Source organism: Pirellulaceae bacterium (genome assembly GCA_029243025.1).
In the GTDB taxonomy this organism is placed as follows: domain Bacteria; phylum Planctomycetota; class Planctomycetia; order Pirellulales; family Pirellulaceae.
This window is the reverse complement of sequence record JAQWSU010000045.1, coordinates 1-26350: the sequence shown is the minus strand read 5'-3', so window position 1 is coordinate 26350 and position 26350 is coordinate 1. Positions and strand designations below refer to the sequence as shown.

At 51.5% G+C, this 26350-nt stretch carries 14 protein-coding genes; 8 read left to right on the top strand and 6 right to left on the bottom strand.

Annotated elements, in window-relative coordinates:
- Positions 1 to 641 precede the first annotated feature (641 nt).
- Together P8N76_19260 and P8N76_19255 are read left to right on the top strand one after the other, a co-directional pair.
- A complete protein-coding gene (locus P8N76_19260) occupies positions 642 to 2027 on the top strand; it encodes a sigma-54 dependent transcriptional regulator (protein ID MDG2383820.1) in 1386 nt (461 codons plus the stop codon).
- Positions 2028 to 2054: 27 nt separating this feature from the next.
- Complete coding sequence (locus P8N76_19255) at positions 2055 to 4736, top strand: PAS domain S-box protein (protein ID MDG2383819.1); 2682 nt, start codon at positions 2055 to 2057, stop codon at positions 4734 to 4736.
- Between the two features lie 178 nt (positions 4737 to 4914).
- Here P8N76_19255 and P8N76_19250 read toward each other — a convergent pair whose 3' ends face one another.
- The 3 genes from P8N76_19250 to P8N76_19240 form a co-directional block, all read right to left on the bottom strand.
- Positions 4915 to 5991: a methyltransferase gene (locus tag P8N76_19250; GenBank protein ID MDG2383818.1), complete on the bottom strand. Its 1077-nt coding sequence runs from the start codon at positions 5989 to 5991 to the stop codon at positions 4915 to 4917.
- A 232-nt stretch (positions 5992 to 6223) separates the two neighbouring features.
- Positions 6224 to 6676: a DUF1232 domain-containing protein gene (locus P8N76_19245; GenBank protein MDG2383817.1), complete on the bottom strand. Its 453-nt coding sequence runs from the start codon at positions 6674 to 6676 to the stop codon at positions 6224 to 6226.
- Between the two features lie 437 nt (positions 6677 to 7113).
- Positions 7114 to 9576: a sulfatase-like hydrolase/transferase gene (locus P8N76_19240; GenBank protein MDG2383816.1), complete on the bottom strand. Its 2463-nt coding sequence runs from the start codon at positions 9574 to 9576 to the stop codon at positions 7114 to 7116.
- A 428-nt stretch (positions 9577 to 10004) separates the two neighbouring features.
- Between P8N76_19240 and P8N76_19235 the strand changes: the two genes are divergently transcribed.
- Entirely contained in the window at positions 10005 to 11375 is a 1371-nt protein-coding gene (locus P8N76_19235) for a hypothetical protein (GenBank protein MDG2383815.1), read from the top strand.
- 64 nt (positions 11376 to 11439) lie between these two features.
- Here P8N76_19235 and P8N76_19230 read toward each other — a convergent pair whose 3' ends face one another.
- Both P8N76_19230 and P8N76_19225 read right to left on the bottom strand, forming a co-directional pair.
- Positions 11440 to 12345 carry a hypothetical protein gene (locus P8N76_19230; protein ID MDG2383814.1) on the bottom strand — a complete coding sequence of 302 codons (906 nt, stop codon included), beginning with the start codon at positions 12343 to 12345 and terminating at the stop codon, positions 11440 to 11442.
- A gap of 225 nt (positions 12346 to 12570) precedes the next feature.
- Positions 12571 to 14220, bottom strand: coding sequence for a TAXI family TRAP transporter solute-binding subunit (locus P8N76_19225; GenBank protein ID MDG2383813.1), 1650 nt, complete (start codon positions 14218 to 14220; stop codon positions 12571 to 12573).
- 313 nt (positions 14221 to 14533) lie between these two features.
- Between P8N76_19225 and P8N76_19220 the strand changes: the two genes are divergently transcribed.
- The 5 genes from P8N76_19220 (at position 14534) to P8N76_19200 (ending at position 23384) form a co-directional block, all read left to right on the top strand.
- Positions 14534 to 16396 (top strand): hypothetical protein, encoded by a 1863-nt coding sequence (locus P8N76_19220; protein MDG2383812.1) that lies wholly within the window; start codon positions 14534 to 14536, stop codon positions 16394 to 16396.
- A gap of 650 nt (positions 16397 to 17046) precedes the next feature.
- Complete coding sequence (locus P8N76_19215) at positions 17047 to 19422, top strand: transglutaminase domain-containing protein (protein MDG2383811.1); 2376 nt, start codon at positions 17047 to 17049, stop codon at positions 19420 to 19422.
- A 205-nt stretch (positions 19423 to 19627) separates the two neighbouring features.
- Positions 19628 to 20608 (top strand): SgcJ/EcaC family oxidoreductase, encoded by a 981-nt coding sequence (locus P8N76_19210; GenBank protein ID MDG2383810.1) that lies wholly within the window; start codon positions 19628 to 19630, stop codon positions 20606 to 20608.
- 377 nt (positions 20609 to 20985) lie between these two features.
- Positions 20986 to 22467: a tetratricopeptide repeat protein gene (locus P8N76_19205; GenBank protein MDG2383809.1), complete on the top strand. Its 1482-nt coding sequence runs from the start codon at positions 20986 to 20988 to the stop codon at positions 22465 to 22467.
- A 59-nt stretch (positions 22468 to 22526) separates the two neighbouring features.
- Positions 22527 to 23384 (top strand): zinc metallopeptidase, encoded by an 858-nt coding sequence (locus P8N76_19200; protein MDG2383808.1) that lies wholly within the window; start codon positions 22527 to 22529, stop codon positions 23382 to 23384.
- Positions 23385 to 23439: 55 nt separating this feature from the next.
- Here P8N76_19200 and P8N76_19195 read toward each other — a convergent pair.
- Positions 23440 to 26350 (bottom strand): VCBS domain-containing protein (locus tag P8N76_19195; protein ID MDG2383807.1); only part of this gene is annotated, 2911 nt, incomplete at its 5' end.

Genomic DNA, 26350 nt, shown 5'->3' with positions numbered 1-26350 from the left:
GCGATCGCTTGTTAAACGTTGCGAAAGATTTAAGTCCATCGACCTCTGTCTTGAGTTGGTTTGACGTTGCCAGCCGAAAAATCGTAAGAAGCCGGTTGGGGGCGGAGTGCGGTGTGCGACAAATTATGCACAGGCTTCACGCCGATCGACTCGCAGGGGATTGTCTTCCGTCTGATTCTCGCTTCGGAGTAAAAGTCAGCCTGACGTTACAGGAGCCTCGCGTTGATCGTGACGCACCAAGAATATGGCTCGAAACAAAAAAGCCGACTCTTCTGGTCAACTCGTTTCTGGATGGCCGCCCAACAGCCGATGTGCCAGTCGAAAATCAGTCTGAGTTCGGGCAGGGTGAGAAACGGCCGGCGCCGGTCAGAGCAGTCGAGTTTATGGATTGTTCGGATGTTGATTGCGATTTCTCCGTTCAAGATCGCAAACAGGAAAAGAAGTAAGCACGACTGTATTTAATACTGTATCATCTGGTGCTGTAACATTTACTTAGTCGTTTTTTCTGGGTTCCGAGCGAGCCGATTTCAATAAACGGCCGAAAATTTGTTTTCCGTTGGGGGCGCTGGAATGGCTGGCGGATGAATGGAATTCGGCCGTACTGTTGGCTTCAAGAACAGTTTGCGAGGTCGTGGAAATAGATGAATCGTACAAGATCGCAGGAGTACGTCGTCAGTGTGTTAATCGCGGATGACGAATCTGTAAGTCGTAAACTTTTCAGTCGGTACCTTGAGATTGCGGGTTTCAAGGTGATGACTGCCCGAAACGGCGAGGAGGCGTTGGCGAAGATGACGCCTGAGATCCGGGTCGCGGTGCTCGACCTGAATATGCCCGGTATGGGTGGGCTCGAGTGTCTCAAGCAGATTCGGCAAGAATTTCCGTTGACCGAGGTGTTGATTATCTCGGGGGTCGGGCAGATTAATGATGCGGTTGCTGCGATGAAAGCGGGCGCATGTGAGTTTGTAACAAAGCCCTGCGAGAACGATGATTTGGTCGCTCGCGTACGACAGGCGGCCAGAGCCTCGAATCTTTCGCGGGATAACCAGCAGTTGCGACATGCCGTACAACAGCCAATTTCTGCGAGCCGCTTCGCGATCAGTTCGGAGTCCGCCAAGACACTGATGCAGCGAGTGGTAAAGTTGGCTGAGTTGGACTCGACCGTCTTGTTGACTGGGGAAAGCGGTACGGGAAAGACAACCATCGCTCGTATGATTCATGACCAGGGAAGTCGCTCCGCTGGGCCCTTTATTTCGGTGAATTGTGCTTCATTACCGCGTGATTTGATTGAGGCTGAACTATTTGGTTTTGTAAAGGGGGCCTTTCAAGGCGCGACGGAAGATCGTCCCGGTCGGGCAGAAATAGCGGATGGGGGAACACTCTTCTTGGATGAAATCGGTGATCTGCCGCTTGAATTGCAACCAAAACTGTTGACGTTTCTTCAAGATTCCATTCTAAAACGAATTGGCGGTAATCGCGAAATCAAAGTCGACGTCCGATTGATCACCGCGACACATCAAGATTTAGAAGAAATGAGCAGCCAACGTCGATTCCGTCCTGATCTTTATTATCGGCTAAATGTACTGCACTTGGGGATTCCTCCACTGCGGGAACGGCGGAAAGACATTCTGGAAATGGCCGGCAGTATCTTAGAGCGAATCCAAAGTCGCCGAGGGGGAGACAAAGCTTCTTTAGACGCCACGGCGATTCAGTTATTGCAGCAACTTGACTGGCCGGGAAACATTCGCGAACTTGAAAACGTTTTGGAACGTGCCTCAGCTTTTTGTGATGACGGTCAAATCACAGTGGCTGACTTGGAGGTCAAGCCGACTGCGGTAAGCCAACCTCAAGAGGCCAGCATGAATACGTCTCTCGCTGGTTTGACACTTAAGGAGATTGAGAAGCGGGCATTGATTGAGACTCTTGAGGCAAACGGTGGTAACAAGGCGATGGCTGCACGCGTGTTAGGGATTAGCGAAAAGAGCATTTACAACAAGCTTCGTCGCTTTGATCTCTTTAAAACAAAATAGATCTGATGTTGAGGTAGCAGTAGTCTCATGGCTCCAAACCATTCCTTGGTGAGCGACTGGAAAGCTTGGCAACGAGCGATGGTGGAGTGCGCACTTGATTGTGTGGTCATCATTGATGCGGAAGGTCGAGTCGTCGACTTTAACTTGGCAGCAGAAAAAACTTTTGGGTACAAGAAGGAAGACATTATTGGGAAGCGGATCGGCGAGCTTATTGTTCCGATGAACTTACGAGAAGCACACCAGGCGGGTTTGACACGCCTGCGGGAAACGGGCATCAAAAAAATTCTGGGACGACGTCTTGAGTTACCAGCGATTCGTTCCGATGGCTCGCAGTTCGATGTCGAATTGATTGTTTCAATGATCGAACGGACCGAAGGTCCATTGTACATCGGCTACATCCGAGATATTTCGGAACGCAAGTCAATTGAAAATTCCCTTCGTAAGAGTGAGGCGAGGTTTCGCAACATCGCCGATAATGCGCCTGTGATGATCTGGTTGACGGGACGAGAGCATTCCCGTCATTGGTTCAATCGAGTTTGGCTTGAGTTTGTTGGTAAGCCTTTGGATAAGCAAGTTGAAGATGCTTGGCTAGATGGTGTTCACCCGGATGATTTGCCAAACCTGCTACAAACCCTCGATTCGAGCTTTGAACAGGGGATTGGCTATTCTGTTGAATACCGTCTTCGCCATCATGATGGTAGCTACCGTTGGATTCTCGATCATGGAAAGCCAGGATTTGAGGTGGATGGAGATGCCAGTTCGTATTCTGGCTCCTGTATCGATATCACGAAACGTCGTGAAGCGGAGGAGCAACTTCGCGTTTCCAAATTCTCGATTGACCGCGCAGGTGAAGCTGTCTTTTGGATCGCCCCGAATGCGACTTTTGTTTATGTGAACGACGAGGCTTGCAGGTCGCTGGGATACACGCGAGACGAGTTATTGGAGATGTCTGTCTTCGATGTCATTCCTAGTACCCTTGAGTCGGATTGGGCTGATTATTGGCAACGACTCAAGCAGGAGGGCGGTTTCAGGCTCGAGGCGATCCACAAGAAAAAATCGGGCGCCTTATTTCCCGTCGAAGTGGCGCTCAATCATATCGAGTTTCAAGGTCGGGAACTCAGCTGCGCGTTCTCGCGTGATATCACGGAACGGAGAAAGCATGAACAGCAGCTCACGCAAGCCATGCATGAAGCCTACGAGGCGAATCGAGCAAAATCGGAATTCCTGGCTCTGGTCAGCCACGAAATGCGCACGCCCTTGAACAGCATTTTAGGAATGGTTGAACTTGTATCTGATTCGACATTGACTGACGATCAACGAGAATTACTAACGACATGTCGGCAGTCAGGCTGGTTGCTTAAGGAACTGATTGATGACATGTTGGATTATTCGCAGATTCAGGCACGCAAATTCGTACTTCAGTCTTCTAACTTCAGCTTAGCTCACACGCTGGATCGACTTCATGATCGGTTTGAATACAGCGCGAAAGAAAAGGGACTTGAACTTCGTTGGGAAATCGATCCGAAGATACCGACGCTTTTGTTAGGGGACCAGCGTCGCCTTCAGCAGGTCATCGATAATCTGTTGAGCAATGCGATCAAATTTACGCAGTCTGGCTATGTTGCTTTAGAGGTCAGTGTTCGATCGGTAACCGAGCGGCAGATTTGCATGAGTTTTACCGTTGATGACACGGGGATTGGCGTACCAGAGCAAGACCGGACTCGGATTTTCAATCGCTTTGAACAGGGGGACAGCAGCTCCACGCGTGAATTTGCTGGGATCGGACTCGGACTCTCTATCTGTAGTCAAGTCATCCAGCTCATGCATGGTGAAATCGTGGTGTCTGACGGGCCGGACGGTGGTGCGAGATTTAATTTCACCGCTTTCTTTGGAAAGGCGGAAGAACGAACGCAGGCAATGTCGGACAATAAATGTGACGAAGACTTCAAGTGCTTGCAAGGGTTGCACGTCTTGTTAGTTGAGGATGATCCACCGAGTCGTGTCGTTGCCACCCGTATGTTGGAAAAAGTAGGACTGATCGTCGATCAAGCACATGATGGACTCCAGGCCGTCGAGAAAATCAGCGATTCGGCACAGAAATACGATGCTGTCCTGCTGGATATGATGTTGCCTCGCATGGATGGTGTCGAAGTGACCGCGCGAATTCGTGAGTTGTGGGGAGATGAGATGCCAATCATTGCGTTGACAGCTCAAGTGATGGATGGTGCACCGGAGCGGCTGTTGCAGGCCGGTCTCTCCGCTTGTCTTGCGAAACCGATTGAAAGCTATTCCCTGTTGCAGACTCTTGCTTCTTTTTTGGGCGATGCAGAGCCGCGCAAACGAGAAGACAACGAGATTTCTTCTACGAGCAAAGAGATCCTCGATGAGCATGCGTTGCGAACCCGTTGTAATCAGGATCAAGAATTGGTCTTTGAATTGGTTGAATTATTTGCCGGAACTTGCCGCGAAAGTATTGTCCATCTCGACAGCGCATGTGACACCAGCAACTCTGATTTGCTCGCGAGGGCTGCCCATCGACTCAAGGGTTCGCTCATGAATATGTGTGCGCCCGACGCGATCGCGTCCATCCAGGCGTTGGAACTCGCCAGCAAGCGTGCCGATTGGGAACAGATTAAGAATAATGTTCTGCGGATCAAACAGGATTTGCAGTTGTTGCAAGTGGCCCTTCGCCAACTCATTGAAGACTAGGAAGTGCTTGGTGATCTGGCCGGGGTAGTCTGCTTTGGCAGCTGGGAATGGCTGATTTTGATACTGTCGAAGCTGCAATGCTTTGCTGGTCTTGGCTTTCTTTCTGATCGTGGTAGCGGGCTGTGAGGCATTTCAGGCACGCAAAGCAAGCTCGCAGCTGAGAATTCATCGCCCTCGATCATTGTGTCGATCTGTTGGTGTTCGATGTCTTAGAACCTATCAGCAAGCTGCCATTCGCCGGTACACTCTCGACTTTCGGCTGGGGAGATAATTGGGCAGCCAGCAGCATCTGTTGATACTCATCCAGTCGGTAACAACGGCCTTCACAAATGGAGAACAACATCGCGGAATAGGCCGCCACGGCCTTTGGGCCTCGCGAGATGGGCGGGCTCGTCGGCGGAACAGATTCTAAGAAGGCGTCAAGGATGATCATGAGGCCATCTGTTTCCAATTGTTTTCCGTAATGTTTTACCAATTGCTGTGCATGATCCTCGCTGTAGTCGTGCAGGATGTTGGCCAATAAAATAGCGTCCGCTGGTTGCGGGAGTTGATAGTTATGGATGTCCGCAAACACGAATTTGACGCGGTCGCTTAGCCCAGCTTGCTCCGCATACTCCTTGGCAACTTTGAGAGGTGGTTCGCGGTCCAAAATAGTGGCTGAAAGCTGAGGGAATTGTTTAAGCAATTCCAAAGCATAGATTCCGTGTCCACCGCCAACGTCGATCACATGTTTGCAATCAGATAGGTCCAGACGCTGTGCAACGAACGGCGCCACGTTTCTGGCACGAGCAGCCATGGCACGCGTCAGTGCGTCTGACGTCTCAGGGTGATCCAATGCCGATGGCCCCGAATTTTCATGGTAGACAAAGGATATTTCACCAGCCGGTGAGTTGCGCTCCAGACAGGCAATCATATTTTGTGTGTCTGCGGAGAATGTCCCGAGCCCCACATAGCCGCGTAAATTGTAGGAGCTGTCAGGTGCGAGTTTTTCCCGGCCATAGGATGTGAGTTCGACATCACCTGTAGAGGTGACATCGATCAGATTCATCGCTCGAAGACCGGTTAAAAGTACCGTGGCAGCGCGGTCCGCGAGTCCCCATGATTTTCGCAGCACGTCGTAGCTTTGGGGGCCCGCCTGTAGCTGTGTGCCAATATCAAATCGCGTTGTCCCCGCGACGAGAAGCTGTGAGAGTGCAGATGAACGCAGATCCGTCAGCAATGGGGTCGCGTCTTCTTGTGGAAAGCGTTGGTTCATGGAGATCACCGTCTATCTCGGAATTCGTGGGCCATCATCATACCGCTAACGATTGAGCTGTACGAGGTGATAAGTGAGTGTTCGCTAGGGGCGTTCAACTGCGATGGCGACAATCAAGTATCGAGCTGAGAAATGGCTTTCGTGAACACGGGTTCGCCGAAACGCACATCATCTGCGGCAAGATCAAAAGAGGCAAACGGATCGGTTGCCTGACTCGTGAGACCGATAGAAGTTACGGTGTGTCGACGGTCTGTGCGTCAATAACCCTGACAGGTTGGCGATCTTCGGGGTGTTGTGATGCTTCCCACTTTCGAAATGCATCCATATCACGACGGACCGAGTTAATGATCCAGGCGAGCAGTGTTACGTCATCGAGCATTCCGACGAGAGGAATCGCATCCGGAGAAAAATCGATTGGCCAGACAAAATAGAGTAATCCTGCAATGACGAGCAGTAGGCTGCAGGTGGGGAATTCTCGATAATCGCCACGAAGGAAGACGCGAATGAGACGAACGATCGTAGCAAGCTCGTACCAGATTTTACTGAGCGGACGGTGTTTTTCGAGGCGATTTGCCTTTTGTGATGCATCCGCAAAAAGTCGGCTCAGCTTTTCCTTGTCACGCAGGTATTGTTCAGCCTTTTCTTCAGCGCGTTGGTAAGCTGAGCTTTGTTGGATTGTTTTCATGTTGATCACTTCGGGTTTCCCCCCCCACGCCCGATCGTCGTGCGAGATGCTCTTCGGATGCAAAAAATTATTCGCGTTGCTCTCGGCAGGGCAATGCCAGATCCACGTAATGCTGGAGCCCCTGCCGGTCAGATTGAACCTCCCCGTCTGGTTTTCGCACTGCCTTGCCCAATATTGGAAGTGATTCGTCGGCCACCCTTATTTTTCAGGAAATTCGATTTCACTGGACGGTTGCGAATCCTTGGTGGGGAATTTGCCCGGTGAATCACCAAAGCGTCACGGATAGGTAACGTGTCCGGGAACAAACGGTTATTTTGCAAACGGCGGTAATCGCGAAATTTTTCCGGCAATTGCTGGGGCCATTTCGTGTTGGCCGCAGAAGCGTCACTTTTCGTCGCGAGATCGAGGTGTCTCACGGTTATTCGCCATGAGTGTCGTTAGTTTTGTTCTAACCAAGTAAGTGGGAAGCGGGCGAAACGAATACGCTCGGATGGGGCTTGATCGCCCGCTTCATAGAGACATCCGACGGATCGGTCTGGTAAGACGGTTAGACACGAGTAGGCGGCAATACCCTCATGGATCACTCGTGCTGTTGGCCAGGTTTTACCCTCATCCCGACTTAATCGAACCGTCAGTCGATGCCGTTTGGTCGGAGAGGCTGGATTGCTGAACAGAATCGGCGCTGGTCGAAATTGGTCATGCGAGTGTTTGATGAGGCTTGCTTGGCAGACTGGTTCGATCAGTGTTTCATCGAAGCGTAGATCTTGCCAGGAAATTCCACCGTCGCTGCTGATAGCGACAGCTCGTTTCGATCCCCGTTCCTTTTGATTGCCGTCCACCTCGCTGTAGTTGCGAGAATTGATCATCAATCGTCCATCGTTCAATTCAATAACCTGGCATTCGTTGGTATGCTCCGCTACAGCCCCCCCTAGTTGCCACGTTTTTCCATGGTCATCGCTGAAAAAGACATGTGAGAATCGGACCGTCTTGCCATGCTTAACTTTGCGGTGATCACAAGGGATCACCATGCGGCCACGATGGGCTCCGCGAGTTAGCTGGATACCGATCCCAGGCCCTGTTGCATACCACCCCCAGTCTGCTTGTTTGACGTCGGCTGTGATCTCTTTGGGAGTTGACCAGGTTTTACCTTCGTCGTTGCTCGACATCATGAACACATCGTTATTGTTTCGGCAAAATGGCAGCCAGATGACGCCCGTTGTCTGGTCGACAACGGGACAGGGGTTGCCGATCGTGATCTTTTGATTGCCGCCTTCTTCGTGAATGATTTCGAGGTCGCCCCAAGTGAGGCCCTGATCCGTGCTTCGCTTCATAACAAGATCCAGGTCACCATGGTCGCTGCGACTGGTCTTACGTCCCTCGCAAAATGCTAGTAGATCGCCCTGTTGAGTGACGAGGAGTGCTGGAATTCGGAATGTGTGATAGCCTTCTTGGCCGCTGACAAAGACATCTTTTTGGGTTAACTCAGCTGGTGGGTTTTTAGTGAGCGGGGTCGAATTTTCCACAAAACCTGCAGGTCGCAGATCGGTGCCGGGGTAAAGATCGCCATCTCCGAGGTCTTCGCGAGCCGATGCGAGATGGGCCACAAGTTCAGCAACTTTTTCGGGATGCTGTTTGGCAACGTTCGTTGTTTCTCCAATATCAGCAGAGAGATCATAGAGTTCGGGTTCGGCGAGCTTGCCTGGCCGATTTCGTCGAGGGCGACGCTTAACAAAAAGTTTCCATTTGCCACTTCGTACCGCGTTAAGTTCGCCGCGAAAATAGTAAAAAAAACGGTCGTGAGGCGATTCTTGCGAATCTCCGCTTAGTAGTTGACTGATGTTCTTGCCGTCGATCGTTCGATCAGAAGGCAGATGGCCACCTGCCAACGCTGTAAAAGTTGGCAAGAGATCAAAGGTGACGGCGAGCTCGTCGCACGCGCTGCCGGCTTCGATGTGGTCTGGCCATCGCGCGACACAGCAGATCCGTTGACCGCCTTCCCAGGTGGACCCTTTCCCGCCGCGCAAGGGGTGATTGACGGCGCCGTGTTGGGTAGCCCCACCGTTGTCGGATGTGAAAATGACGAGAGTGTTCTTGTCGATGCCAAGTTCCTTCAATTGCTTCAAGATGCGCCCAGTTGATGCGTCGATCTCCTCAACGGCATCTCCCCAGGGCCCGTTTGCCGATTGTCCGGAAAAATCATGGCTTGCGTATTGGGGCCAATGCGGCATCGAATGAGGCAGGTAGAGGAAAAACGGTTGATCCTTGTTTGTTTCGATAAACGCTAATGCCTCTTCCGTGTAACGTTCTGTCAGATAACGTTGGTCAGGCTCCATCTCGATCACTGTTTCATCTCTCAGCAAGGGAGTTGGCGGATAGATCGTGACGGGGCGGTCGAGCTTTCCCATGTCGTTAGAGAAGGGGATGCCAAAGTAGGAGTCAAAGCCTTGGCGAGTCGGCAAGAATTCTTTCTGGTCTCCTAAATGCCATTTGCCGACAATCGCAGTCGCGTAACCCTGCTGCTTTAGTATTTCGGCAATCGTCACTTCGTTGGGATGGAGACCTCGTTGATTACCCGGGAATAAAACCCATTGACCTTTTTCGTTTTCGTGCAGGCCAATCCGCTTTGGATAGCAGCCTGTCATGAGCGATGACCGAGAAGGAGTGCAGACACCGCAGGTTGAGTAGAAATTGGTTAACTTCATTCCCTCGGCAGCCATACGGTCAATGTTGGGTGTGCGATGGTTCTTGGATCCGAACGGACCAATGTCGGCGTATCCCAAGTCGTCGCAGAAAATGACAATGAAATTTGGTTTGCGGGCTGCTTCTGCGGCTCGAATGTGGGATCCGACCAAAGCGAGTGTCAAGGTTGAGCAGATCAAAAGCCATGATGTGCGATTCATACGAGTCTCACTGCTGATTCGGAAGTGGGGTGCTGACGATTCATACGGCTTGCTTGGCAGACATTTCCGCTGACCGGTAGTATACATCAGAAATGCCTTGCAAGAGTTGATGTTTGATCGGTGAGTTTCTTTGTGTTCTCATCGAAAACGACTTGTCGTTGTTGTGAGAATCATATCCGAACACTGTCGGTTGATTTTGCACCATTCAAAACGAGGCGACAGAGCAGGTGTTCGAATCATGCATGGGAGCAAAGGAGAGGCAACGCGGAGCAATTGTTCGGCAAGCAGTGAACAGTACAAGATTTGACTGCCCGAAGGTAATCGTTGATGCTGGAGCTCCGTCGGTGAAAAACTCAAGTCAATGAAAGCCGATTTCATGCTCTTGTTAGGCACTGTTCGGCGGATATTAAACTGATACGATTGCAACTATGGATACAACAGCCATTGTAAAAAGTTTCTGCGATCTTCAGCAACTTCGTGTGCTGTGGTGTGACAATTCAAACGTGATCCGTAATAAGGCCGTTTTTTTACCGGCCTTGTTGGCGCGGGAATCGAATCCAACGGCGATCATTGATCATCTGGATCATGCCGTCACGGTCACGGCAGCGATACAATCTGCGCCGGTGACTCATGACGAGCCGGTGGCCGCTGCAGGCTTAGAACCCGTCCAAGATATTTGTCTAAAGCCTGTTTGGGAAACGCTGAGTGTTTGTCCAACGAATCCGAGAATTGGTTCCGTGATGGGCAATATGATGCTGGGCAAAGAAGCTTGGCTGCATTGTCCTCGGCAGTTATTGCAGAGAGTTCAAGCTGCGGCGGTCGACAGGGGGATCGAACTACAGGCCGGTTTCGAATTGGAGTTTTTCTTGCTGCATGATCCGATGGATACAGAAGGAGATTTGTGCCCGGTCGATCATGCTCTGTTTGCATCGACGATTGCTGCTCAAAAAAGCGAAGTGGTAATCGGGGAAATCTTGGATTCGTTGTGGGCGCAGGGGATTTCTGTGGCGCAGTACAATCCCGAAGCGGGTCCCGGACAACATGAAATCTCAATCGGTCATTGCGGACCCTTGGAGTTGGCCGATCGTCTCGTGAAGATGCGTGAAACGGTTCGTTCTGTTGCACGGCGTCATGGTCAGCTGGCTACTTTTGTTCCGGTGCTGCATGAAGACGCTGTCGGAAGTGGTCTGCACACTCATTTCAGCCTTTGGCGGAACGGGCAAGATCTGTTGCCCGATCCGAGTCAGCCCTACAACTTGTGTCGAGAAGCAAATCAGTTCATGGCGGGCATGTTGTTCCATTTACCCGCGATGATGGCAATTACGACGCCCAACGTGAATTCGTTTTACCGGACCCGACCTCATGAATGGAGTGGTGCTTACCAAGCTTGGGGAATCGAAAACAAGGAGGCTGCAATTCGTTTGATTAACGGTCCTCGGAATCGATTGCCGATGCATTTTGAATTGAAGACCGTCGATTGTGCAGCGAATCCCTACATCGCGCTTGCCTGCATGATTGCCGCGGGCCTGGATGGGATCGATCGGCAGTTAGAATTGCCTGCTCCGGTACCCATTGATCCTGGGAACTATTCGGATGCGGAACGTGAAAGGTTGGCGATCGAACGATTGCCAGTTTCATTGGATCAGGCCCTGCTATGTTTGGCTTCCGATCATGTCATTCAAGAGGCTTTGGGGGAGGAATTCACTCGCGTCTTTGCGGCCATTCGTCAGGCCGAATTCCAGATCATGCATGAGATGTCTGTGGCCGAACAAAGTGCTGTTCTGCTGGAACGCTTTTAGCCATCGGGTGATTGGCAACGAGATCTCTGATCTCATCTAGCTGGGTAGCACTCTTTTCAACGTGTCAGCCGCTTAGACCCAATCGTGCGTAAAATGAACGGCCCGGGCGTTTCGAAGATTTCTTTTCGGCACTTGCTACGGTAGATGCTTGATCCACACAATCTGCGAAGCTGCTCGGATAACCCAAACGAGCGGATAGGTCACCGATTTCCTGTTCGAACTCGCTGATCTCACGATCGGACCATTCCGGTATTCTGAGACTACTGCTTGACGAATTGGGGCGTTGTTGTCGTAATTGGTCAAAATCATCTGCTGCCAACTGCGATTCGAATCCAAACATTTGTGTCAACGATTGGTAGCGTGCGAAGTTCAAGTCTTCCAGTCGAATCAATGTCCAATCGGTTGTTGGGAGTTGTTCCAAGAGTTGCAGTGATCTTTGGTTCAATGCTTTCCAGAACCAAGCCACTTTGCCAACTTGGGTCATTTCATTCCAGCGGCGAAATTCCTCGTGGCGTGGGGCCACTCTCCCCAGGAAATGGTGGAATTCTCGACCGGGTTGAAAGCCCAGTGCCAAGTCCGTCTTTTGCTGACGAAATGGCTGCTCGTAGTAGCCCTTGTGGACATAGGAGGATACGACTCGCAAAGGATTGCGTACTAAGAGAACGAACCGTGCTTGAAATCGGCCAGATAAAGCCGGAACTGAGAAGGAAAGATGTCCGCTAGATTCGAATGAGAATTCTGCCCAGCCAAGATCTTCGTTGATTTCTCGCTCTTTCTCCGCCAAAAAACCTTCTTCGTCGACGGGTAGTTCATTCCAGCTGCAGTACTTGTGGAAGTTTTCCAGCAAATGATTTCGCTCGTGTGACGCTGCGATATTCGGCTCTTCGCTCATTGCGCGGTAGAGGAAGGTGGTGCCGCAGCGTCCCGTTCCAATGGCGAAGCCGACTTTGCCTGGAAATTTGTTTGACATCCTGTCGTGCGCTCCTGGGAAATGAAGCCGTCTCTGGCGAGTGGCCCTTTTTCTGATGCGGCCCTACTCGAGGCCGAGATGGTACCGGGAGTTGCGAAACGGGGCAATTCTAATCTGAAGCTCCGATCTCATTCCTTCTTCGCATTTTTCGTTGCCTTGGATCGAAAACTGGCTGGCGATTGCGGATTGTGCCCCGATGAAGATCTCCGTTGCGACTAATCGTTGTTATTCCTGCTTTGTTGACGGCAGTTCACCGTGGTTTTCGAGCGATAGCTTCAAATCTTGGAATTGGCGATCGAGTCGTTGCCGTAGCAGTTTGGAGTTGATTTTTTCGCTGATATAGTGGCACATTTCGAGGAAACAATAATGCGCCGGATCGTCGGTTAATTGGTGAGCAGAGAACTCTCCGAGTGCTTGCTGTCTTAAGGCGGTCACTTCGTGCAGCAAAGCCTGCAGCTGTTTGCTGTCGTCTTGACCGGGAACTGCGTCGAAAGCCGCTTGACGCAATTCAATTTTCAAGAGGCTTTTCAAATAAGCATCGAGTCGATGCCCCTGCATGCGCTCGCGACGACGCATTAACCAGCGACCGCCAACTACTGTTGCCAAAACAGCAGAGGCAATCAGCGAGTACAAGGCTTCCCAGCCTTGGAAAGCGTCTGGATTGAATTCCTGTGGGTTGTAGAGTCCTCGCGCGCCAACATGGATTTCAAATTCGGATTTTGCCTGAGCGAACTGGCGACGTGCGACCGGATCGAGATGGAAAAGGTCATCGAGTTCATGGGTTCGAAGGAACTCATCATTCAGGATCGAGACCGTTACTTTCTCGACGATTCGCTTGGGAACGTTTTTGTTTGCGAGTAGCATGGCGGTCACGCCGACGCTTTCGATCGCCTGTGTTTTGGGTTGGTACCCGTTCGCGCTCTTGTAGAGTCCCAAGGGAATTTGTTTGGGAGCGAAAAATACTTCGTGGAGGCACAATGCATCAATTCGCGGCAGTGGCAACAACTGGCAGTTGCCGCGCGCAAGAATATCTTCGATTTGTGAGGTGCCGAGGCCCACGGTAAAGAAAGCTGCGTCAATTTTTCGTTTATTTGTTGGGTCCCAGTCCTGCAAGACCTCCAAGGGGCCAGCCGAATAGAGGTTGGTATGATTTTCGGAGAGGTTCAGATGGTTTAAGAGTACCTTGCTAATTGCATGGTGCCCGGATTCTGGTCTGCCGATCGCGATGTGTTTGCCCCTGAGTTGGGCTGCGTCTTGGATGCCAGATTCACTGTGGACGATGAGGTGCACGACTTCGGTAAACAGATTTGCAATGAAGCGTACATTGGAGATGTTTTCGAAGTCTTCCCGACGAACTACTCCGTCCGCAGACCGAAATTTTCGAAAGGCAGCTTCTCGGTCAAGGAAGTAATCGGGCAGTTGGTTCGATTGTCTGGCAATACCCTCGACAGCCCCGTTTGTGAAATCGCTACCGCCCAGTAGACGTGCTGTATGACTTTGGTATAAGGCGAAGTCCACATCACGAACTTGTAAGCGTCGCAGGTTTTCCAGCGATCCTTTGGAAGCGACTGGAGCGGAGTGATTGCGATTGTGGAGCTTGGTGATGCCGCTCGCGATTCGTGCATGCAGTCCTCCCTCTTGCCCCCCCGCGATGATGATGTCGGGTTGCGTTGCGGTGCGAACCATTGACAGGATCCAAAGCAGGATTGGAAAGAGAATGATAAGCACGCTGACTGTCACACGAAACCAAGCTTGCTGCCAAAATCTCCTTGCTTTGGGCCGAGCAAAAGCAGGTTGTTCGGACATGCCCAAAACATTCCACAGCTCACCGGTATCTTGGCGGTTTTTCGCCGCATTCGATTCTTGCTCAGTCATCGAATCCCCCTTGGTCCTACAACGAGTCATTACTCTTATCACATATTGTAATGAAGGCTTGCTTTGATCGCACTTAAAGATCCTGCTGTCGAACGTAATTCCAACAGGTTTCGCTGAATGATTGGGAAGATTTCTTTCCTTACGCTCGGTTGGTGGAGGGCGGTTTTTGAAACCCACCTGCTGAATCGAGTCGCACTCAAAATCGGGCTGTGGATGGCCAAGTGGCTGCCGCCTGACCTTTCCGATCTGCAGAGCCTTTGCTAGGCTGACCTGCTCGCCGAATCGATAGCCTCTAGATTTTATCGTGATCTTAATGACGACTGATCGCCAAACGTTCTATCAAGATCGTATTGCCTCGTGTGATTCCCAACTGGTGGAACTCGAACGGATGGGTGTGATCTTGTCCCGCTGTCGTGGACTGACTTTCTTTTTCACTGTGCTACTCATGGTTTTTGGGCGTTTTGGTGATTTTGCGTCCTCAGCCTGTTACGTGCTTGCGGCGATTAGCTTCGCTGCTTTTCTTGTCCTGATCATTTATCACGAATCGATTATTGTGCGAGATAAGGTGATACGTCAGCGCCGTCGTATCAATCGTGAGCAGTTCTATCGCCTTCAGCGGGACTGGACTCGCATATCGGAGCAACCCATTGGAGTTCCTACGACTCACGCGTCACTCGCAAATGATCTTGATTTATTTGGTCATGCCTCGCTCTATCAGTTGCTGTGCAACGCGTATACGCCAATGGGTAGGCGGATGCTGCGTGACTGGTTGCTCGAACCGGCTGCCTCGGACGAAGTGGTTTCTCGCCAAGAAGCCGTTCAGGCGTTGGCAGAACTGGTGGAGTTTCGAGAAGAACTGAGTATGCATGCTCGATTGATTGCGGATAGTGGTGCTGGCCCAGACGCGTTTATCGATTGGGTGGAAGGAGCAACTTGGTTGGAGGGACGGCCGTGGATCCGATGGGGGACGCGTTTACTGGCGTTTGCTGTCTCTGTTTGTATCGTGCTGTTGCTGACCGGACTCACGCCTGCCTTTTCGACGGGAGTTGCACTTGTCGGTTTTGTGATCACAAGCATGCTTGTGAATGTGATGTACACCGGCCAAATTCATGAAATATTTAATGCTGTTAATACGAAGCATCATGAGGTTCAGATTTATCAGCACATGCTGGACGCAATCCTTGACTTGCCTTTCGAGTGTGATCAGATCAACAAGTTGAAGGCGAAGTTAGGGCCAACCGCTAATGCACCGCGCAAAACCTTGCAATCGTTGTCGCGTATCATGCGCTTCGCCAACCTGCGGCAATCGGCTTTCTTCGGCGTCTTTCACATCGTCTTTCAAATCGCCTTTATGATTGACTATCACGTCTTAGCAGCGCTGGAAGTTTGGCAGCGCCGGCATCGGAACGATGTTCGTCCGTGGTTTGAAGCGATCGGAGAGTTAGAGTGTTTGGCATCGTTAGCCACGTTGGCGTACGATCACCCTGACTGGTGTTGGCCGAAAGCTGCGGAGGGGGAATTGTTGCGCGGAGAAGCGATGGGGCATCCATTGCTGAATCGATCCAAGTGTGTGGCAAATGACGTTGCATTAGGGCCGGCGGGAACGTTCTTGCTTGTGACGGGATCAAATATGTCGGGCAAAAGTACTTTGCTGCGATCGATCGGTCTCAACACGATTCTTGCACAGGCAGGAAGTGCGATCTGTGCCAAGTCATTTTCGTCTCCTACGGTTGTGATCGCGACGAGCATGCGGATTCATGATTCGCTCGAAGACGGGGTTTCGTTCTTTATGGCTGAGTTAAAGCGGCTGAAAGAGATCGTTGACCAATCACGCGATTATCGTGGCAATTCAAATCGAACTCTGTTGTTCCTCCTGGATGAAATCCTGCAAGGTACCAATTCAATTGAACGCCATCTTGCCGTTGCGCAAGTCTTGAGTCGGTTGGTGCAGAACAATGCAACGGGCGCGGTGTCGACACATGACCTTGAATTGGCAAATAGCGAGGCGCTTGCCGCCGTTTGTCAAAACGTGCATTTTCGTGAAACGATTGAAGGCGCCGGCAAGAATCGTCGAATGACATTCGACTACCAGATGCGACCAGGACTTGCCACCACCACAAACGCGTTGAAGTTGCTAGAACTGATCGGCATCGTTGATCACGACGATTCAGAGTGAGCGACAGAATACCTTCGCTAATTGTCGAATGGGTCTGGCTTTACTTGTTCCGTGAGGGTTCGGTTCTGAACTTTTTTCGTGTCAGTCGGCAGCGAAAGATGAAGCGATCTGCCTCGTGGAATGGCCAATCGACAGGATGCGAAATCTAACCCTGTGATCGCCTCTAGGCGGTTCAGATTGCGGGGCGGTTCGGCCGAGATTTGGCGATCAAGAATGCGGGCATGATGATGGCGATCCCGAAAAGATCGGCAAAGAGACTGGGGGGGATTGGTTTGAGTGAAACGTGATCGGCTTAATCGATATCGACGATCTTCCCAGATAACGTCATCGGTCGCGTGATTGTACTCGATTGGCAAGGTGACGGTTTGTTGATTCACGCTGAACCTCTCTGAAGGCTTAATCGGCGTGTTCTAGCTGGTTTTCGCTTTCCTGAGAGGCGGGGGCATTTTTCCTGAGCCGTTTCCGTTCGTGCTCTTCGGATAAACCATCAATTCACCCGCTTTCAAGACTGGCCAGTTTGTGATGGAAAGGGCAGAATGGGAGCTGGAGACGATTGGCTCTGGCGGTGCCTGCGACGAGCTTGCTTGTTGCCAGTGAAGTGTCTTTTTGGAATTTGTTATTCAAGCTTTTTTAAAACAAGGAATAGAGCGTTGAGGTGCATCCTACTCGCCAGCTGTTTGGCATTAGTTCTGGTCTCAAATCTGTCTGCCTTTGAGGCGTCGACAAGCGTAACCGAAAAGCAAATTGCGTCAGCGTTGCAGAGGGCAGGGAAGAACCGTGACCAAATCAAAGGGGCGTTGGCGGCAGCGAGTGAGGAGCACCGACGGGCAACTCGTTTTCTGATTGCCTACATGCCTGATCGGGACTTGAAAAGTTTGTCGGCTGAGTATATTGGAAACAATGTTCAGATGGCCTATCTGGCTAGAAAGACGACACCCTGGGGGGAAACGATTCCCGAGGCATTGTTCTTTAACGATGTCTTGCCCTACGCTTCGGTGAATGAACGTCGCGATGATTGGCGAGCTGATTTTTACCGGCGTTTTCTACCGCTTGTGAAGCAATGTCAAACGCCGACAGAGGCAGCGCAGATCTTAAATCGGGATATGTTCAAGCTGCTGGATGTGAAGTACCACGCACGCAAACGTCCCAAACCGGATCAAAGCCCCTTCGAATCAATCGAGGCCAAGTACGCGTCTTGTACGGGCCTGTCGATCTTATTAATCGACGCATGTCGAGCGGTTTGCATACCTGCTCGATTTGCTGGCACGCCTCAATGGGCCAAGAAACGAGGAAATCATAGCTGGGTCGAAATCTGGGATGGTGATTGGCATTTCACCGGTGCTTGTGAGTACAACACCAACGGGGTGAACAAGACATGGTTTCAAGGCGATGCCTCGCATGCGATCAAAGATGATCCGTTACGAGCCATTTACGCTTCAAGTTGGCGGTCGACAGGAAGTTCCTTTCCGCTGGTTTGGGATCGGCGAGACAAGGGGGTCGCTGCCGTCAATGTGACGGATCGTTACGCGGTGACGAAGTCGTCCGTTCCAGATGGAAACGTGATGGTCACCATTGAGGTTTACGGTCCGAACGGGGAGCGGATCGTCAGCGACGTCGTGTTGTCGACCAAAAAACAAATAATAAAACGAGTGAAATCGAAAGGGCAGGGGGATGATACGAACAATCGCCTCGAGCTCATCTTGGATCCCAATACCGACTATTCGGCCCAGGTTGAATTTGATGGTGAGTCGATGACTCATCCCTTCCGAACCAACGACAAGCAGCGGCAGTTGGTCAAAATCGTGTTCGATCCTGCTCAAACCGATAAGCAGTCCGGAAACCTGGATCCCATTCAGTCGCTCAAGCAGACTCTGAATATTCCTCGGGACAAACGGCCTAAGCTGACGACGCAGCCCTTTAGTCGTATCCCACTGACGCGCACTCAGGCGAAGCGTGCGACCGCTTTGCTCTGGAAGGACCACGCAGCCGGATTACGCGAATCGCGGGCAGAGGAAATGAAATCTAAGGTGATCCGATTAGGCGACAAACTCCTGAAGTTTGATTATAAGATTTTCGGTGAGCAGCCCGCCAATGGACGCAGCTTGTTTATCTCCTTGCACGGAGGTGGCGGTGCTCCAGCTCCCGTCAACGATCAACAGTGGGAGAACCAAAAAAGGTTGTATCAGCCGAAGGAAGGGGTTTACTTGGCCCCCCGTGCCCCGACAGATACGTGGAATCTGTGGCACCAAGGGCACATCGATCCATTGTTCGAGCGATTGATTGAGGATTTAATCGTGTTCGAAAATGTTGATCCGAACCGTATTTACGTCATGGGATATTCCGCAGGCGGTGACGGGGTCTACCAGTTGGCACCTCGGATGGCAGATCGATGGGCCGCTGCTGCGATGATGGCAGGACACCCGAACGACGCGTCACCACTTGGTCTGCGGAATATTGGCTTCGCTTTGCACATGGGCGCACGAGACGGAGCTTACAAACGAAATGAAGTAGCTGCTGCCTGGAAAGCACGTCTGGCGGAGCTGCGGCAGCAGGATCCAGGTGGCTATCGTCATCAGGCAGTGATCCATGAGGGAAAAGGCCATTGGATGGATCGGCAAGATGCCATCGCCGTGCCGTGGATGGCGGATTTCACACGCAATCCGTTTCCTCAACGAATTGTTTGGAAGCAAGATGATGTGACGCATTCACGTTTTTACTGGCTTGCTGTCGATCAGCCGAAGGCTGGTACGATGATTCGAGCCGACGTCGTTGGCCAGACCATTGATCTCGATTCAGAAGATGTTGCGGAGGTTAAGATCTTATTAAGTGACGAGTTGCTGGATTTGGATCAGCCGGTCACCATCAAGCTGAATGGCAAGCGAGTGTTTCATGGAAAAATTGACCGCTCCATCGCAAATATTGTGACCAGTCTGGCTCAGCAGCCGGATCCGGCTGCTGTCTATTCTGCCACCAAGCTTGTCGGTGCGAACGCGACTGCCCCAGCCAACTCTGCCCCAGCCAACTGAAGTGGAACACGACTGCGAGTGAGTCGAAAATCATTGCGGCATGGGCTTCACGAAGAGGGCTGCCCTTTGTGATCAAGCGAACCGGGACGCTGTATTTCGTCGAAGTTCGTTTCCGATTTTTCCTGCCACTTGTGCCCCCGGAAAAACGGCCTACAGTGAGGCTTTCTTTAGGATTCTATTCACGCTGTCCGATGTGAGGTTTTCGATGATACGCGCATTCCTGATTGCCCAAACGCTGGTGATGGCAGCGATGGGCTACTCCCCACTCGCCGCTCAGGAGACAAGTCCTGTTAAGCCGATACTCCGAGGAGCAGAGACCGATTGGGCCGCCATTGCTGCCTCAGCAGAGCGTTTTGCTGAGGCTTTTAACGCGGCCGATGCGACCGCAGTAGCTGAGACATTTACCCCGCACGGTGAGTATGTTGACGTGGACCGCAATCTGTTTCAGGGGAGAGATGCGATTCAAGCTGAATTCGCCGCTTTCTTCGCGGGAAACCCTAAGGCCACGATTGAGATTGATGTCCAGGCGTTGCGATTCTTGGCGCCGAATCTTGCGGTGGAGGAAGGGGTTACGTTCACCGAGTTGGAAGGCACAGAACACACCGCCAGGACGCGTTACACAGCCGTGCACGTCAAGCAGGACAACCAATGGCGGGTGGCTCGGGTTCGGGACTTCAATGATGAATTCTCCAATGCAGAGGGGAAATTGCGAAGCCTTTCTTGGATGGTGGGGGAGTGGGTTGACGAAAGTCAGGACGCGATGATCGAAACCAAAGTCTACTGGGATGAGGGTGGCCGCTATCTGATTCGAGACTACCACGTCTTGATTGACGGATCGAAGGCAATGAAGGGGCAGCAGCGAATTGGTTGGGATCCGTTGACACGACGCATCCATTCTTGGGTGTTTGATTCCGCTGGTGGTCGAATGGAAGGGCTGTGGACCCAAGTTGACGACGGCTGGTTAGTGAAATCAAAGGGAGTTACCGCGGATGGAAAACTTGCCACGGCAACTCACATTCTTACTCCCGTGACGCAAGACTCGTTCCGATGGGTTTCGTTGGATCGTGTCGCTGGTGAGGAGAAGTTGCCTGATCTCGCAATGACAATCGTGCGGCGACCGCCGAATCCCAAGAGTGCTCTGCAACAACCTACCTCGGCAACCGCTGAAGAAGGAGGCCAACAATGAAACGCTTAGTGATCACTGTCGTGCTTCTTCTGGTATTCGGTCCTGTCTTGGAAACACAGGCCCTGGCTCGCGGACGAGGTGGGGCCAATGGAAAGGGGGCGCATTCATCCGGGGGCTTCTCAGGACGCGGCTCTTCGACTCGAGGCAAAACCTCGAATCGTGGCGGAAGTCGAGGGCCAACGATGTCGAAATCCAAAAAACCAAGTGGCGCGCGGCCATCATCTCGTCCCAACTCCCGACCGTCGACCAAGCCATCCTCGAGACCCAACACTCGCCCGTCCACCAAGCCTAAGACCCGGCCGACGAATCCATCTTCCAATCGGCCGAACTCACGCCCATCCAACCGGCCGAATACCGGAGGACGACCTGGCGGTAACGTGAACTTCCCTACTCGACCGTCTCAGCGACCAACCACTCGCCCTAGTAACCGGCCGAGTATCGTTTATCCGGGTGGCGGAAGCAGGCCGAGTCCAGGAGGTGGCAACCGTCCGAACCGACCTGACAACCGGCCTCCTCGTCCGGGTGGCGGTGGTACGCGCCCCAATCGACCCGATAGTGGTGGCAACCGCCCGAACCGACCTGACAATCGGCCTCCTCGTCCGGGTGGCGGCGGGTATCGTCCAGGTAACCGACCTGATTATCGACCGGGGTATCGGCCGGGTGGCAATAACAACTTCATCAATATCAACGCCAACAATTGGGGAAACCGACCCTGGTGGCATCAGCCAAAGCATGACAATTGGCATCATGGGCATTGGCATGGCCACAACCACTCACACTGGAACAACCACTACAACTACGTGAATTGGGGTGGCGTCAGTCCTGTCGTCTGGGGTTTATCCGCCTGGGGAATGGGAAACCTGATTTACAACACGGGATATCGAACTTACGCGAATCCCTATTACACAGAACCGGTCAACGTTGGCGGCGGTACCGTGATCGATTATTCACAACCGATCACGGTTTATTCGAACCCCACTACTGTCGTAGAGGGCGGGACCAGCAAGGCGGCTCCGACAGGGGCGGCTCCCCTGCCGGACGTCGATTCAGCCGCTTATCAAGAACGCGAGGAACAGTCGATCTCTGATTTTGATCAGGCTCGTACAGCGTTTTACGATGGAAATAATGCGCAAGCTTTGGATGCCGTCGAAAAGGCAATCGGGGCGACGCCCGGTGATGCGGCGTTGCATGAATTTCGCGCGTTAGTACTGTTTGCCGAGGGGCGATATCATGAGGCTGCGGCTGCGGTTCATTCGGTCCTATCGGTGGGACCTGGGTGGGATTGGACCACCTTGAGTGGTCTGTACAAAGATACGGACGATTATTCAAAGCAGTTGCAAGATCTCGAGGCCTATGTGCAAAAGCATCCAGATGCTGCGGACGCACATTTCTTGCTCGCTTATCAGTACCTCACCTGTGGACATACAGAGGCTGCCGCAGACGAACTGAAGCGGGTTGTCAAGTTGCAGCCGACAGATCAATTAGCGGGAGAGCTGCTGAAATTGATTACTCCGGCTGATGATACGGCTGAATCGCAGGCTGAGTTGGTTGATTCCTCAAGCGGAAAGCAGATTGCCAAACAGGCAATTGTTGGTTCCTGGACCTCTGATCGTGGCGAGGACGGGAATATTCAACTCAAGTTGCAGCAAGACGGCGAATTTACCTGGAAGTATTCTCACGGGAAAGATGAAAATGAATTCGGCGGAACGTACACGTTGGCCGGAGATGTTTTGGTGCTGGCGTCAGCTAACGGGACACAAATGGTTGGCAATGTTGAGACGCCTTCGAAAAGGGAAATGAAATTCCGCATCCTTGGGAGTCCACCAACTGACCCTGGCTTGACTTTCGACAAGGGTTGAGTGGGGCGTGCAGAAAAATTTGATCCGTCGTCATGGGCGAAGTGTGAAGGAATGATTGGATGCGTTGGAAAGGTCGACGCCAGAGTGCGAATGTGGAAGACCGACGCCGCATGGCCCCGGCTGGAGTCGGCTTTGGCGGCGGTTGCCTTGGCTTGATTATTCTGCTCGTTGCGATCTATCTGGGTGCCGATCCACAGCTGTTGTTGAACGAAATGGCTCAGCAGCAACAGCAAGTGCAGCGTCAGGGTGCCTCTAATTCGAGCGATCCCAACGATGAAATGGGCAATTTTGTCAAAGTTGTTTTGGCAGACACCGAAGATGTGTGGACCCAACTGTTCGCCGAATATCGAAACGAAAGGTACCGCCCACCCGTACTCGTACTATTCAGTGGTCAAGTTGAGTCGGCGTGTGGTTTTCAAACTGCTGCCACCGGACCCTTTTACTGTCCATTGGATGAGAAACTTTACATTGATCTGCAGTTCTACGAACAAATGGACCGCAGCTTAGGGGCTCCCGGTGACTTTGCGCGGGCTTACGTGATCGCACATGAAGTTGGCCATCATGTGCAAAAGCTCATGGGTATTAGTGATCAAGTCAATGCGCAAAGATCGCGATTAAGTAGAAAAGATTTCAATGAGCTATCTGTAAGGCTCGAGTTGCAAGCCGATTTTTTTGCCGGCATCTGGGCTCATCACGCTCAGCAAAATTGGCAGATCCTCGAGAAGGGGGATATCGAAGAGGCCCTGAATGCGGCTTCAGCGATTGGTGATGATCGACTTCAAATGCGCGCCCAAGGCTACGTCGTTCCCGAGTCGTTCACACACGGTACCTCAGATCAACGCGTCCGCTGGTTTCGTAGGGGATTGATATCGGGAGACATGCGCGACGGAGATACGTTCAACGCTCGACAACTGTGAGGTTTCGGGTGACCCTCGTTTGAGTTGGAGCAACATGGGGTTTTGCTGGGAAATGTTACCGCGATCGTTTTTCGTGTAGAAAAAAATGATCGATTGAGTGGGCGTCGAGTGCGGTCGTGCCGTCCACGAATTTTCCGTTCGCAAATGCAAAGACAAAATCGAAAGAATCGAAATCTCCGTCGCCATTCCAGTCGCCCTCTGCGAAGGATGAATTTCCCTCCAAATCGTCTTGATATTCTCCAGCCTGAAAGACGCTAACCAAGTCGCTGGAGTCAAACACTCCATCGCCATTGGAGTCACCTGGATTCAACGATTGCACTTCGTTCAGAATCGTGATTGTGAGTTGAGCCGATTTGACGGACGTGCCGTCAGAGGTTGAGTAGGTGAAAATGTCATCAACAGGGCCATTTTGTTCTGCAAGGTTGATCGTTGCCTGCGACTCGTCAAGTTCATAAGCGAACATGCCATAACTTGAAAGCGTCAGCATACCGTAGCGACCGGGTATTTGTGTATTTGTCTCGATTGGCTCGTCGTTTGCTGAACTGATGTGTAGTGGATGGCCATTCAAATCCGTGTCATTCTTCAATAAGTTGCCTAGCACGATCGATTGCTCGTTCAGGAGAAGGTTGACGTTGTCATCAACAGCATTTGGTGAGTGGTGAGACAGTGGCTTCACGTTGACGTTAAGCGATGCGTGTGACTGAAGCATTCCATCCGAGATCGTCAAGTCAAAAGACTCGTGAAGGTCATGGGTGCGTGCTGGATCGATGGCGATCCGATTGGCTTGATCTAGTTCGTAGATAAAGCTGCCGGTTGGAGAAAAACGAGCTGTCCCGTATTTTCCGAGGATTACCGCACTGTCGCCAACGACAATTGCGTTTACTTTTACCAAGCTTGCGTCGTTACCGTTAAAGGTCGTGACTTCCACCAAGAGATTTCCTGTGATCGATCCGTCATTCAAATTGTCGATCAGGAAATCAACGTTTGTATCTAAAACTGTAGGAGCAATGGGGTTGCCATGGATTTGCAACGTCAAATAGCCATTGTCGAAGATGGTTCCGTTGGAAACGGTGTAAAGATACAGGTGGCTTGAATATTCCTCTGCAGAGAGTTCATTGAAAACTGGATCCGATCGGTCAAGCCTGTACTTGAATGAGCCATCACTGCTGAACCACATTCGGCCAGCCCCGGGTCGGGGTTGGCCCGAGAACATTTGGTACGTACTGAAAACACTGACAACTTCTAAGGATTCCTGATCCAGCCCGTTGTCACCGACGATTAGATTTCCAGTCGCGATGCCGCGATCTGCGGGAATGGAGAGTGTGTGGATTCGGGCCAGTTGAAGTGAGGCAGGTTTGGAATCAAGGGCTGTGACGATGATGTACCGAATGCTCGTTGTGCTGCTTACGTCCCCATTGGTAGCCGTGTAGCTGAATCGTTCGGCCAGCATGTCGGGAGAACCCTCCGCTCCCGCTATGATGGGATTGTCTCGGTCGATCTCGTAACGAGCTGTGCCATCTCTTTCGATTTTAACCCTACCGAAATTTCCAGTTGTCCATCGACCGACCCGATGCTTTCGACCGTTGACGGCCGAGACGACTAGCGATTCGGTGGCCATCGCTGGATCATTCTGAAGTAGGTTTCTCGTTGACGTCGAAAACGAGTCGTCGAGGACAATGAGGTATTGGTCTTCGTTGAGGCTAAGCTTTTCACGAGGGGCGATTGATAGGTTGATCGTCAAAGTCCCTTGGTCCGTTGTTTGCCCATCAGATATGACGTAGGTGATTACATCTTCTATTGTTTCTCCCTCTGCGAGTGTCGCGACGCGAGGATTTGACCTGTCGGTCTCAAAAACAAAGTTTCCGTCTTCTCCTAACGTGATCACACCGAATTCTGTTTCGATGCTGTCTGCGGCAGGGGTGCCTGATTTTGAAACGATTTCGACGTTAGGTTTGTTAGTGTATTCGTCGTTGTCGAGTACGTTTCCCTCGACGGTCGACCTACCGTTCTCATTTGTCTGGGCGATTTTCATTTGGGCAAGATCGTCATTGGCGATGAGTGGTTTCGAATGAATGATCGAAATGGTCAACAGGCCCGTGTCGGTTGAATGTCCGTTGTTGATTGAATACTCGAATGCGTCTGACAGATTCCCTGGTGTGGTTGTTACCGCGATGCATTCAGGATCCGGGTAAAAGATGTATTCACCATCGGAAGATAGTCGTAGAGCGCCGAATTTGCCCAGGGTGATGTTTTCAAGGCGATTAGTTTGTTGGTTAAGTGACACGACTTCAAGTGCTTGATCATTTGAGGCGACGTCATTTTCAAGAACGTTACCTTGGATCATCATGGGAACGGCGTGTGCCAGAATCGAAACATTATCATGCGTAGCGATTGGAGTCGTATGATCTCCCTTTTGTTGAATTGAGATTCGAAGTGTGGACGTCCTCTTCACATCACTATTCGACATTTCGTAAGAGAATGACTCGAAAATTACATCATTCTTGTGAAGGTCATTGACCGTGGGATTGTTGTTGTCGATTGAGTAAGTGTAAACGCCATTTGCCGTAAGTGTCAGCGTGCCATACTCACCTCTTAAGTTGCGGCCGACATTTGAAATCTTCCCATTGACTCTGGTGACAACCGAAATGCCTGGTCCGATGTCGTTCGTGAGAACGTTTCCGCTGATTTGGTTGGGGGTGACGTTTTGATAAGCCACAGCTGCGTCTTGAAAAGCAAGAACCTTTGGTGGTGTGCTATCAGGCTCTTCCTTGTTCACAGCAATCCAGGATGCCGCTGGTTTCGAGTCTACCGATCCATCATTGACCAGATACCGAAATCGGAAGATACCCTCAAAGTCAGTTTGTGGAATGAAATTGAAGACGCCTGTCTGCGGATCGAGCGAAATGGCGCCCGTGTCGGAATGCTCGAGCAACGAATAAGTCAGGGAGTCTTCGTCGCTGTCACTA